12 protein-coding genes are annotated in these 11,577 nt (G+C 68.9%); 11 read left to right on the top strand and 1 reads right to left on the bottom strand.

Going from position 1 to position 11,577, the window contains the following annotated elements:
* Positions 1 to 252: 252 nt before the first annotated feature.
* Positions 253 to 978 carry a biotin--[acetyl-CoA-carboxylase] ligase gene (locus QUW25_RS09730; protein WP_289512019.1) on the bottom strand — a complete coding sequence of 242 codons (726 nt, stop codon included), beginning with the start codon at positions 976 to 978 and terminating at the stop codon, positions 253 to 255.
* Between the two features lie 213 nt (positions 979 to 1,191).
* Here QUW25_RS09730 and QUW25_RS09735 point away from each other — a divergent pair, with 213 nt between their 5' ends.
* From QUW25_RS09735 to QUW25_RS09785, 11 genes are all read left to right on the top strand, one after another.
* Entirely contained in the window at positions 1,192 to 2,151 is a 960-nt protein-coding gene (locus QUW25_RS09735; RefSeq protein WP_289512020.1) for a beta-ketoacyl-ACP synthase III, read from the top strand.
* Positions 2,152 to 2,235: 84 nt separating this feature from the next.
* The gene (locus QUW25_RS09740; RefSeq protein WP_087314542.1) at positions 2,236 to 2,472 is read left to right on the top strand and encodes a phosphopantetheine-binding protein; all 237 of its coding nucleotides are present in this window, start codon (positions 2,236 to 2,238) and stop codon (positions 2,470 to 2,472) included.
* A 2-nt stretch (positions 2,473 to 2,474) separates the two neighbouring features.
* Positions 2,475 to 3,419 carry an enoyl-[acyl-carrier-protein] reductase FabK gene (fabK, locus tag QUW25_RS09745; protein ID WP_289512021.1) on the top strand — a complete coding sequence of 315 codons (945 nt, stop codon included), beginning with the start codon at positions 2,475 to 2,477 and terminating at the stop codon, positions 3,417 to 3,419.
* The gene (locus QUW25_RS09750; RefSeq protein ID WP_289512022.1) at positions 3,407 to 4,342 is read left to right on the top strand and encodes an ACP S-malonyltransferase; all 936 of its coding nucleotides are present in this window, start codon (positions 3,407 to 3,409) and stop codon (positions 4,340 to 4,342) included. The genes fabK and QUW25_RS09750 overlap by 13 nt, the downstream gene beginning before the upstream one ends.
* A gap of 2 nt (positions 4,343 to 4,344) precedes the next feature.
* Positions 4,345 to 5,115 carry a 3-oxoacyl-[acyl-carrier-protein] reductase gene (gene fabG, locus QUW25_RS09755; protein WP_289512023.1) on the top strand — a complete coding sequence of 257 codons (771 nt, stop codon included), beginning with the start codon at positions 4,345 to 4,347 and terminating at the stop codon, positions 5,113 to 5,115.
* An 89-nt stretch (positions 5,116 to 5,204) separates the two neighbouring features.
* Positions 5,205 to 6,452 carry a beta-ketoacyl-ACP synthase II gene (gene fabF, locus QUW25_RS09760; RefSeq protein ID WP_289512024.1) on the top strand — a complete coding sequence of 416 codons (1,248 nt, stop codon included), beginning with the start codon at positions 5,205 to 5,207 and terminating at the stop codon, positions 6,450 to 6,452.
* A 2-nt stretch (positions 6,453 to 6,454) separates the two neighbouring features.
* Positions 6,455 to 6,931 (top strand): acetyl-CoA carboxylase biotin carboxyl carrier protein, encoded by a 477-nt coding sequence (accB, locus tag QUW25_RS09765; protein ID WP_289512025.1) that lies wholly within the window; start codon positions 6,455 to 6,457, stop codon positions 6,929 to 6,931.
* Positions 6,932 to 6,973: 42 nt separating this feature from the next.
* Entirely contained in the window at positions 6,974 to 7,387 is a 414-nt protein-coding gene (gene fabZ / locus QUW25_RS09770) for a 3-hydroxyacyl-ACP dehydratase FabZ (RefSeq protein ID WP_289512026.1), read from the top strand.
* A gap of 80 nt (positions 7,388 to 7,467) precedes the next feature.
* Positions 7,468 to 8,805: an acetyl-CoA carboxylase biotin carboxylase subunit gene (gene accC, locus QUW25_RS09775; RefSeq protein WP_289512027.1), complete on the top strand. Its 1,338-nt coding sequence runs from the start codon at positions 7,468 to 7,470 to the stop codon at positions 8,803 to 8,805.
* Positions 8,798 to 10,516, top strand: coding sequence for an acetyl-CoA carboxylase, carboxyltransferase subunit beta (gene accD, locus QUW25_RS09780; RefSeq protein ID WP_289512028.1), 1,719 nt, complete (start codon positions 8,798 to 8,800; stop codon positions 10,514 to 10,516). The genes accC and accD overlap by 8 nt, the downstream gene beginning before the upstream one ends.
* Entirely contained in the window at positions 10,504 to 11,322 is an 819-nt protein-coding gene (locus tag QUW25_RS09785; protein ID WP_289512029.1) for a DegV family protein, read from the top strand. The genes accD and QUW25_RS09785 overlap by 13 nt, the downstream gene beginning before the upstream one ends.
* Positions 11,323 to 11,577 lie beyond the last annotated feature (255 nt).

The raw sequence follows: 11,577 nt of genomic DNA on the forward strand, positions 1-11,577 counted from the left end.
CCCCCCCCCCGCCCCCACCCCCGCGGGGGCCCGGCCCGTTTCATGACAATGGTGACAGGGTAAACTGTCATGACACTAGCGTCAGAGCTGAGTGTCACCCTGCCAATGTGTATGCGCCAGGTGCATTCCCGCCGGGATACACCTGGCGTGCTTTTGTCGCAGGGGGATGCACCTGGCGCGGATTTGCCGTTGGTCCGGAATACACCTGGTGGGCGCGGCGCGTCACATGACACTCAGCTCTGACGCCAGGCGTCATGCGGGGCGGAGGGAGGCTTGCTCGGCGGCGTAGGGGGTGCCGTCCACGACGGCGCGGCCCCAGGGGTCAACGGTGTCGAGGGTCCCGCGCGCGAGCTCGCGGCCGGCGGGCGAGAGCGCCACGACCTTCTCGCCACGCCAGGCAAGATGGGCAAGGTAGCCCTCTCGGATGCCGTCGAGCGGACGCTCGCCCTCGGCAGATGCCCAGGCATCAACTCGCGAGACAATGCCCGCCCGTAGCGCCTCCGCAAGCGCCGAGAAGGACGCCGCGACGCCAAGCTCCGCAAGGGAGACCGCCCCCAGGTCGCGCGGAGCGCTTTCTATATTGATGCCAATGCCGCACACGGCAAAGCTCTTGCCATCGTTGTCCCGCGCCGCCTCAACAAGGATCCCGCCCAGCTTGCGTCCCGCGGCGAGAAGATCGTTGGGCCACTTGAGCTGCGGCGCGTTTGAAGCGAGAAGGACATCGAGCACGTCTGCGGCGCCAAGCCCGCACGCCGCCGCAAGTCCCGGCAGCCGCGACGGTGAAACGCATGGCCTCAACACGACGGAAAGATAGAGGTTGCCGCGAGGGGACTCCCACACGTGCCCTCGCCGCCCGCGCCCGGCCGTCTGCCGCCGCGCGGCCACGGCGCACCCGTGGGGCGCCCCCTCCCGCGCGAGCTCGAGGGCGCGGTCGTTGGTGGAACCCATGGTCTCCCAAAGCTCAAGCGCTGGCGGCATGCCCGCTCCTTCTTGTCCTCTCGTGTGCACAACAGAGAAGTGTCGGCCCTCTCTTGGCGTTTGTCGAGGGGCGCGGGGGAGCTGCCGCCCATATGGAGGACTCATGGCAATATTGGGGAGCCAAAAATAATCGCACCACTCCCCACGCACATTGACTAGCCTACCTATGAGCAAAGAGATGTTGACACGTTAACAACGACGGAAGGCGGGCAGGTGGGATTTCGCATTCTGGGAACGGGCTCGGCGCTCCCGAGCCGCTCGGTCACGAACGACGACCTCTCCGAGTTCCTTGACACCTCCGACGAGTGGATTTCACAGCGCACGGGCATCTCGAGCCGCAGGATCTGCACCACCGAGACGCTCGACGACCTCTCCGTTGAGGCCGCCCGTGCCGCGCTTGACGCCGCCGGCGTGACGCCCGACGAGCTTGACCTCATCATCTGCTCCACCACGAGCGGGGACCACCTCATCCCCGCGGAGGCCTGCGCCATCGCCGAGCTTCTCGGCGCCTCGTGCCCGGCCTTTGACGTCTCGGCCGCCTGTGCGGGCTTTGTCTTTGCGCTCGACGTGGCGGACGGCTACTTTGCCCGCGGCCGCGCCCAGCGCGTCCTCGTGGTCTCCTCGGAGAAGATGAGCCGCCTGGTGGACTGGTCCGACCGCGCCACGTGCGTGCTCTTTGGCGACGGCGCGGCCGCCGCGGTGCTTGCCGCTGACGGCGAGAACCCCCTGGCCACGCACCTCTCCACGGAGCCGGCCGTCGACATCCTCCACGTTCCCGGCGTCGCGGGCACCTCGCCCTACGACGAGACCGAGCGCCCCGCGAGCGTCCTTTCCATGGAGGGCCGTCGCGTCTTCAAGTTTGGCGTGAACGCCATCGTCACCTCCGTGCGCACCCTCTGCGAGGAGGCGGGCGTTTCGATCGACGACATCGACCACTTTGTCTTCCACCAGGCCAACGAGCGCATCCTCTCCTCGGCCGTCGCACGCCTTGGCATCGACAACGCCAGGGTCGCGCGCGCCCTCGCTGAGACGGGCAACATCTCGAGCGCGTGCATCCCGCTCGCGCTCGACCGCCTCGCCCGCTCCGGCGAGCTCAAGGGCGGCCAGCTCGTTGCCCTCGTCGGGTTTGGGGCGGGCCTCGACACGGGTGCCTGCCTCCTGCGCTGGGGCTAGGCCCACGACGCGCCACTCGGCACCATCCCACATCATCCATTGGAGCGCCCGCCGGGCGCATGGAAAAAAGAAGGAGTACCAACAATGGCAGACCAGAGCACCTTTGAGCGCGTGTGCGCGATCGTCCGCGAGCAGGGCGGCCTCGACGACGTCGAGCTGACCGCCGAGACCACGCTCGCCGAGGTCGGCCTTGACAGCCTCGCCACCGTTGAGGCCGTCATGGCGTGCGAGGACGAGTTCGGCATCGAGATCGACGCCGAGTCCAACCCCACCACCATCGGCGAGTTCGTCGAGATGGTCGACTCCCTCCTGGAGAACTAGTCATGCTGCGCACCCCCATCTGTGACCTTCTCGGCATCGAGAAGCCCGTCTTCCAGGGCGGGATGGCATGGATTGCCGACGCCTCCCTCGCCGCCGCGGTCTCCGAGGCCGGCGGCCTGGGCATCATCGCGGCCATGAACGCCAACGCCGACTGGCTGCGCGACCAGATCCACGAGCTTCGCGAGAAGACCGACAAGCCCTTTGGCGTGAACGTCATGCTCATGAGCCCGTTTGCCGACGAGGTGGCCCAGGTCGTCATCGACGAGCACGTGCCCGTCGTGGTGACCGGTGCCGGCAACCCCACCAAGTACATGAAGGCCTGGAACGCGGCCGGCATCAAGGTCATCCCCGTGGTGGCCTCCGTTGCCATGGCCAAGCTCGTCCAGCGCGCCGGTGCCGTGGCCGTGGTGGCCGAGGGCACCGAGTCCGGCGGTCACATCGGCGAGACCACCACGATGGCACTCGTGCCGCAGGTCGTCGACGCCGTGAAGATCCCCGTCATCGCCGCCGGCGGCATCGCCGACGGGCGCGGCGTGGCCGCCGCCTTCATGCTCGGCGCCGTGGGGGTCCAGGTGGGGACGCGCTTCCTCGTTGCCAACGAGTGCACCGTGGCCGACAAGTACAAGGACATGGTCCTCAAGGCAAACGACATCGCCACGCGCGCGACCGGCCGCTCGACCGGCCACCCCGTGCGCGCGCTCAAGAACCCCTTCTCTAACAAGTACGCGCAGATGGAGTCCGCCGGCGCCTCCGAGGAGGAGCTCAACGCCCTCGGCACCGGGGCCCTGCGCAAGGCGGCCAAGGAGGGCGACTACGAGAACGGCTCGTTCCTCTGCGGCCAGATTGCCGGCATGGTGAAGGAGCGCCAGAGCGCGCTGGAGATCGTGGACGACCTCGTCAACGGGGCCGAGAAGGTCCTGTCTGGAGCAATGCAATGGGTAAAGTAGCCTTCCTCTTCGCCGGCCAGGGCGCCCAGCACCCCGGCATGTGCGCCGACCTCATCGAGTCCGAGCCCGCGGCCAAGGCCGTCTTCGACGCGGCCGACGCGGTGCGCCCCGGCACCACCGAGCAGTGCCTCTCCGGCACCAAGGAGGAGCTCTCGCAGACCATCAACACGCAGCCCTGCGTGTTTGCCGCCGACCTCGCGTGCGCCCGCGCGCTCGCCGCGCACGGCGTGACGCCGGACGTGGTGGCGGGCTTCTCGCTCGGCGAGGTCGCCGCGCTCACCTTTGCCGGCGCCTACACCGACGAGCAGGGCTTTGAGCTCGTGTGCCACCGCGCCGAGCTCATGGCGGACGCCGCCGAGAAGAACCCCGGCGCCATGCGCGCCGTCGTGAAGCTCGACGCCGCCACCGTGGAGCGCCTTGCCGCCGAGGCCGGCGACGCCTGGCCCGTGAACTACAACAGCCCGCTCCAGACCGTCGTCGCCGGCACGCCCGAGGCCTGCGAGAAGCTCGATCTTCTCGTCAAGGAGGCCAAGGGCCGCGCGATGAAGGTCGCCGTGTCGGGCGCCTTCCACAGCCCGCTCATGGCGGATGCCGAGAAGGGCCTCGCCGCGTATCTCGCGGACGGCCACGCGCCGGCCGAGCCCTCCGTTCCCGTGCTGGCAAACCGCACCGGCGAGGCCTATCCGGCCGACGAGGCCGCTCGAGTCGAGCTGCTCTCCAGCCAGGTGGCCAACCCCGTCCAGTGGGTGCGCACGCTTGAGAACATGTCGGCCGACGGTGTTGACACGTTCATCGAGGTCGGTCCGGGCAAGACCCTCACGGGCCTCGTGACCCGCACGCTCGAGGGCGTCACCGCGCTGCCGTGCGAGACCGCGGAGCAGCTCGAGGCGGTTCTCGCCGCGCTCGCCGAGAAGGGGGAGTAGCCATGGCCGAGAAGACCGGGACCATCGAGCGCGACGCCTCCCGCCGCGTGGCCCTCGTGACCGGCGCGTCCCGCGGCATCGGCCGCGCCGTCGCAGAGGGGCTTGCCGCCGACGGCTTTGACCTCGCGCTCGTCTATGCGGGCAACGAGGCCGCGGCTGCCGAGGCCGTCGCCGCCTGCGAGGCCGCCGGCGCCACCGCGCGCGCCTATCGCTGTGACGTTTCGGATGCCGAGGCCGTCAAGGCAACCGTGGACGCGGTTCTCGCCGACTTTGGGAGTGTCTGGGCGCTTGTCAACAACGCCGGCGTCACGCGTGACGGCCTGCTCGTGCGCATGAGCGACGAGGACTTCTCCCGCGTGATCGACGTCAACCTCAAGGGCGCCTTCCACACCACGCGCGCCCTCACGCGTGCCTTCATGCGCCAGCGTGGCGGGCGCATCGTGAACATGGCCTCCGTCGTGGGCCTCATGGGCAACGCGGGCCAGGCAAACTACGCCGCCTCCAAGGCCGGCCTCATCGGCCTCACCAAGTCCGTGGCGCGCGAGCTCGCTCCGCGCGGCGTGACGGCGAACGCCATCGCGCCCGGCTTTGTGGAGACGGACATGACGGCCGTGCTCTCCGAGGGCGTCGTCGAGAGCTACGAGAAGCAGATTCCGCTCGGCCGCCTTGCGAGTGCCGAGGAAGTTGCCGCCGTGACGCGCTTCCTCGTGAGCGACGCCGCATCCTACGTGACCGGCGAGGTCATCCGCGTCGACGGCGGCATGGCGATGTAGCGATCTCACGAGGGGACAGTCCCTTCGTGAGATCAAAATACTAATGTTATGAAGGGACTGCCCCTTTCGTAGCATCGATGGGAGTTGAGATGGAACACAGGGTAGCAATCACCGGTATTGGCGCCGTGACGCCGCTTGGCAACACCGCCAAGGAGACGTGGGAGGGCATGGTTGCCGGTCGCTGCGGCATCGGCCCCATCACCCACTTTGACACGGAGAACTTCAAGGTCAAGGTTGCCGCCGAGGTCAAGGGCTTTGACGGCGTTGAGCTCCTCGGCAAGCAGGAGGCCGCTCACCTGGACCTCTTCTCCCAGTACGCGCTCGTTGCCTCCGACGAGGCCATGGCCGACTCCGGCCTTGACGCCGAGGACGCCATCGACCGCGAGCGCCTGGGCGTCTACGTGGGGTCCGGCGTGGGCGGCATCAACGCCTTTGCCGACAACGTTCACACCATCGCAGAGCGCGGGCCCCGCCGAGCCTCCCCGTTCATGATCACGATGATGATCGCCAACATGGCCTCTGGCAACATCGCCATCCGCCACAAGGCGCTCGGTCCCACCCTGCCCGTCGTGACCGCCTGCGCCACCTCCGCCCACGCCGTGGGCGAGGCCTTCCGCGCGATTAAGCACGGCTACGCCGACGCCATTCTCGCCGGCGGTGCCGAGGCGGCCATCATGCCCGATTCCATCGCCGGCTTCACGAGCTGCCGTGCTCTCACCACCAACCCCGACCCCGCCACCGCCTGCCGCCCCTTTGACGCGGACCGCAACGGGTTTGTCATGGGCGAGGGCGCCTGCGTGCTCGTCCTCGAGCAGTGGGAGCACGCCGTCGCGCGCGGCGCCCACATCTACGCCGAGGTCGTGGGCTATGGCAACACGGACGACGCCTACCACATCACCTCGCCCGACCCCGAGGCCGCCGGCATCACCCGCGCCATCCGCCAGGCTGTGGAGGAGGGCGGCGTCAAGCCCGAGGAGGGCCTCTACATCAACGCCCACGGCACCTCGACCAAGCTCAACGACGCCTCCGAGACGCTCGGCTTCAAGCAGGCGCTCGGCGAGGAGGCCGCGCGCGCCGCGCACGTCTCCTCGACCAAGTCCATGACCGGCCACATGATCGGCGCCACCGGTGCCGTTGAGGCCATGGCCTGCGCGCTTGCCCTCGAGAACGGCATCGTGCCGCCCACGATCAACTACCACACGCCCGACCCGGCGTGCGACCTCGACTACACGCCCAACGAGGCCGTGGAGTGCGAGCTCACCTGGGCCCTCTCCACCAACCTCGGCTTTGGCGGCCACAACGCCGCGCTGGCGCTGCGTGCCGTGGAGAGGAGCTAACCATGGACTCTGCCAAGATTTCCGAGATTGCCGACATCATGAGGAGCCACGGGCTCTCCCGCGTGCGCGTGGAGGAGTCCGACGGCTCCGCGGTCGAGCTTGAGTGCGGCGTCGTCGCGCTTGCGGCCCCCGCTGCGCCGGCGGCCCCGATTTCCGCCTCGGCCGCTGCGCCCGCACCCGCACCCGCACCGGCGCCCGCGCCCGCTCCCGAGCCCGAGGGCGACGCCCCGCTCGACATGTCCCACACCACCGCGGTGCGCGCCCCGATGGTCGGCGTCTTCTACGCCGCCCCCGCCCCCGGCGCTGAGCCCTTCGTGCACGTGGGCTCCAAGGTCAAGAAGGGCGAGACCCTCTGCGTCATCGAGGCCATGAAGGTCATGAACGAGGTCACCGCCGAGGCCGACGGAGAGATCGTCGACATCTGCGTGAAGGACGGCGACCTCGTCGAGTACGGCTGCTGTCTGATGAAGATCTACTAGGTGGGGAGGGTACCGTCCCCTCTCCACGTTGGGAGCCAGAGCATGAACAAGGAAGAGCTCAAGAGCCTGCTGCCCCACCGCGAGCCGATGCTGCTTCTCGACGAGGCGGAGGTCGTTGACGGGGAGGCCCACGGCAAGATCACCATCACCGGGGACGAGTTCTTCGTCCAGGGGCACTTCCCGGGCAACCCCATCGTCCCGGGCGTGATTCAGTGCGAGATGCTGGCACAGAACTGCTGCGTCCTTCTTGCCGACGACCTTGCCGCCAAGGGCGCCACGCCCATGTACACGAGCCTCGACAAGGTGCGCTTCAAGCATCCCGTTCGTCCTGGCGACACCGTTGAGCTCACCTGCCGCATCACCAAGAGCCGTGGGCCCTTCCGCTTTGCGACGGGCGAGGCTCGCGTGAACGGCGAGCTCTGCTGCCAGGCGGAGATGTCCTTCGCTTTGATGTGATTCAGGGGGCAGACCCCCCTTGAATCACCAAACCCCATGATTCAAGGGGCCAGCCCCCTTGAATCACCCAGGAGGCGACGATGTTCGACAAGATCCTTATCGCAAACCGCGGGGAGATAGCGGTCCGCGTGATTCGCGCCTGCAAGGAGATGGGCGTCAAGACCGTGGCCGTCTACTCCACGGCGGACGCCGAGGCCCTACACGTAGCCCTCGCGGACGAGGCCTACTGCATCGGCGGCCCGCGTCCGGCGGACAGCTACCTCAACGAGGACGCCATCATCACCGTGGCCCTGCAGTCCGGCGCCAAGGCCATCCACCCCGGCTACGGGTTCTTCTCGGAGAACTCGCACTTTGCCCGCGAGTGCCGGGAGTGCGGCCTCGTGTTCATTGGCCCAGACCCGGACGTCATCGACCGCATGGGCGACAAGGACGCGGCCCGTCGCACGGCCCGTGACGCCAACGTGCCCATCGTTCCCGGCTGCGACCTGCTCGCGAACGCCGAGGAGGCCGAGCGCGAGGCCGCCCGCATCGGTTGCCCCGTGCTCATCAAGGCCCGCTCGGGCGGCGGCGGGCGCGGCATCCGCAAGGTGGAGGACCCAGCGGACGCCGGCAAGGCCTTCGTCGAGGCCCACGCAGAGGCCGAGGCCGCCTTTGGCGACGGCGAGTGCTACATGGAGAAGTTCGTCTCGCCCGCGCACCACGTTGAGGTGCAGGTCCTGGCGGACGCCCACGGCAACGTGGTCTCGCTCGGCGAGCGCGAGTGCTCCGTCCAGCGCCGCAACCAGAAGCTCGTCGAGGAGAGCCCGGCCCCGTGCCTGGACGCGCACCCCGGCGTGCGCGAGCGCATGCACAAGGCCGCCCGCGACCTCACGCGCGCAGTGGGATACGTGGGCGTGGGCACGATCGAGTTCCTCTTTGCCGATGACGGCAACTTCTACTTCATGGAGATGAACACGCGCCTGCAGGTCGAGCATCCCGTCACGGAGTTTGTGAGCGGCATCGACCTCGTCAAGTGGCAGCTGCGCGTGGCCTCTGGCGCCGAGCTGCCCTTCTCGCAGGATGACATCACCATCGCCAACCACGCCATCGAGTGCCGCATCAACGCCGAGACCCCCGAGTTTCTTCCCTCGTGCGGCGACGTTACGATGCTGCACGTCCCCGGCGGCCCGCAGGTGCGCTTTGACTCGGCGCTCTACGTGGGCGCCGTGGTGCCCCCCTACTACGACTCGCTGCTCGGCAAGCTCATCGTCTGCTCGTCCACGCGCGAGGAGGCCATCCGCAAGATGCGCTCCGCCCTCGGCGAGCTGGTGATAGAGGGCGTCTCCGAGAACAGCGAGCTGCACCTGGACATTCTCGCCAACCCGGAGTTTGTCTCCGGCAACTACCACACCAACTTGATGGAGCACCTCTATGAGTAAGCGAGAGAAGAGCGTCAACGCCCTCGAGAGCCCTGTGACCGAGGTCGAGGCCGAGTTCCCCGAGCGCCACGTGCTCATCAAGTGCCCCGGCTGCCGCCGCGTGATCGACCAGTCCAAGCTCTCCGAGAACCTTGACGTGTGCCCGCGCTGTGGCCGCCACCTGCGCGTCTCTGGTCGCAAGCGCATGCGCATCACGGTGGACGCCGGTACCTTCGAGGAATGGGACGCCGGTCTTGCCGCCACGGATTTCCTCGAGTTTCCGGGCTACGCGGAGAAGCTTGCCGCCGCGCGCGAGAAGAGCCACGAGAACGATGCCGTGGTCTGCGGGCGCGGCAAGGTGGGCGGCCAGGACTGCGCCCTCTTCTTCATGAACGCCGAGTTCATGATGGGCTCGATGGGCTCGGTGGTGGGCGAGAAGATCTGCCGCACCTTTGAGCGTGCCCGCGAGCTGGGCCTTCCCGTCGTGGGCTTCACGGTCTCCGGTGGCGCCCGCATGCAGGAGGGCACCACGTCGCTCATGCAGATGGCCAAGGTCTCCGCCGCCGTGCGCCGCCACAGCGAGGCCGGTCTGCTCTACGTGACCGTGCTCACCGACCCCACCACCGGCGGCGTGACCGCGAGCTTTGCCATGGAGGGCGACGTCATCCTTGCCGAGCCGGGTGCGCTCGTCGGCTTTGCCGGCCCGCGCGTGGTCGAGCAGACCACGCACAAGAAGCTCCCCGCCGGCTTCCAGCGCTCCGAGTTCCTGCTCGAGCACGGCTTCTGCGACCTCATCGTGGAGCGTCGCGACATGGTGGCCACAATCGCCGAGCTTCTCGTCCTGCACAGGGGCGAGGTTCCCGCCGGCTCCCCGCACGCGCTGACGCACGAGGAACCCCGCCGTGGCCGTGGCGCGCGTCCCAAGCGCACGCCTGAGCCCGCGAGTGCCTATGACATCGTCAAGCTCACACGTTCCACGGAGCGCGCGACGGCCCTTGAGCTCGTGGAACGCGGCCTCGACGGCTTTGTGGAGCTCCACGGCGACCGCCTCTTTGCCGACGACGCCGCCGTGGTGGCGGGCATTGGCTGGAGGGGTGGCCGCGTGATGACCGTCATTGCCATCGAGCGCGGCAACTCCACCAAGGAGCGCGTGCGTCGCAACTTTGGCATGGCGCATCCCGAGGGCTATCGCAAGGCGCTTCGCCTCATGCGCCAGGCCGAGAAGTTCCACCGCCCGGTGCTCTGCCTCGTGGACACCTCCGGTGCCTACTGCGGCATCGGGGCCGAGGAGCGCGGCCAGGGCGAGGCCATCGCCACCAACCTCGTTGCCATGAGCGGGCTTGAGACCCCCATCGTGAGCGTCGTGGTGGGCGAGGGCGGCTCCGGCGGCGCGCTCGCGCTTGCGGTTGCCGACCGCGTGCTCATGCTCGGCAGCGCCGCCTACTCCGTCGTGAGCCCCGAGGGCTGCGCCTCCATCCTCTGGAAGGACACCAAGCGCGCCGACGAGGCCGCCGCCGCGCTGCGCATCACGGCCTCGGACCTCTCCGAGCTCGGCCTGGTGGACGGCGTGGTGCCCGATCTTGGGCTCACGCACACCGAGATTGCCCACGACCTCATGCGCGAGGTCGAGCTTGCCCTCGACGAGTTGGGTGGACTCTCCACAGGCGAGCTCCTGAGCCGCCGCTACGACAAGTTCCGCGCGATGGGAGGCGACCGCATATGCTCGCGATAATCACCGACTCTACCTGTGGGCTCACGCGCCAGGAGGCCATCGAGCTGGGCGTTGAGGTCGTGCCGATGGGCTATGCGACGGACTTCGAGCGTCACGAGGAGGGCTTTGTCGGCGAGAACGGCGAGTACGGCGAGCTCTTTGCCGCGAGCCGGCACATCTCCACCGAGGCCGTGCGCAGCTCGACCTTTGGGCGGGTGTTCCGCCGCCACCTCGATGCCGGTGAGGACGTCCTCTGCGTGACGATCTCCTCGCGGCTCTCGGGCACCTACCGCAGCGCCGAGGAGGCCGCCGCCGCCGTGGGCTCCCCGCGCGTGGCGGTGCTCGATTCCTGGCTCACGGCCGGAGCGCTCGAGTTTCTCGTCCGCCGCGCCCGCGCGCTCGCGGATGCGGGCAAGGGGCTGGACGAGCTCGTTCGCGTGCTGTCCGAGCAGCGTGGCGGAACCCGCATCGTCTTCTCCGTGCCCGACATGGTGGCGCTCTCTCGCAGCGGTCGCCTGGGCGCCATCCGCCGCGCGGTGGCAACCAAGCTCAACCGCTATCCGGTGATGGCGCTCTCCGAGGGCGGCATCGTCAAGCTCGCCGACGGGCGCGGCGCGCGCGGCATGGCGCAGGCGATGGTCGACCGCGTGCCTGCCGGCGTCTCTGAGCTGCTCGTCTCCCACTTTGGTCCGCGCGGGGTGGAGACGCGCGAGGTGTTTCTCGCCGCGCGCGCCCGCTTCCCCCAGGCGCACCTGCGCGTGAAGGACGGAGGCCCGGTCCTGGCCGACCACCTTGGCCTGGGCGCCGTGGGCCTCTCCTGGATGTAGCGCCACGGGTTACGTGAGGACCCTTCCCGACAGTTTTGGATTCCAAACCGTCGGGAGGGGTCCTCACTTTTTCGTGTGGGGACCGCTGCCGACACTTTGCGGCTCCAAACCGTCGGGAAGCGTCCCCACGGCGGGCGAGAAGTGCCCCGCGCCGGTCCTTCTCGCCGCCCGACCAGGCGCCCGGCCCGACCAGGCGCCCGGCCCGACCAGGCGCCCGGCCCGACCAGGCGCCCGGCCCGACCAGGCGCCCGGCCC

Source organism: Thermophilibacter provencensis, from assembly GCF_030372065.1.
Lineage (GTDB): Bacteria > Actinomycetota > Coriobacteriia > Coriobacteriales > Atopobiaceae > Thermophilibacter > Thermophilibacter provencensis_A.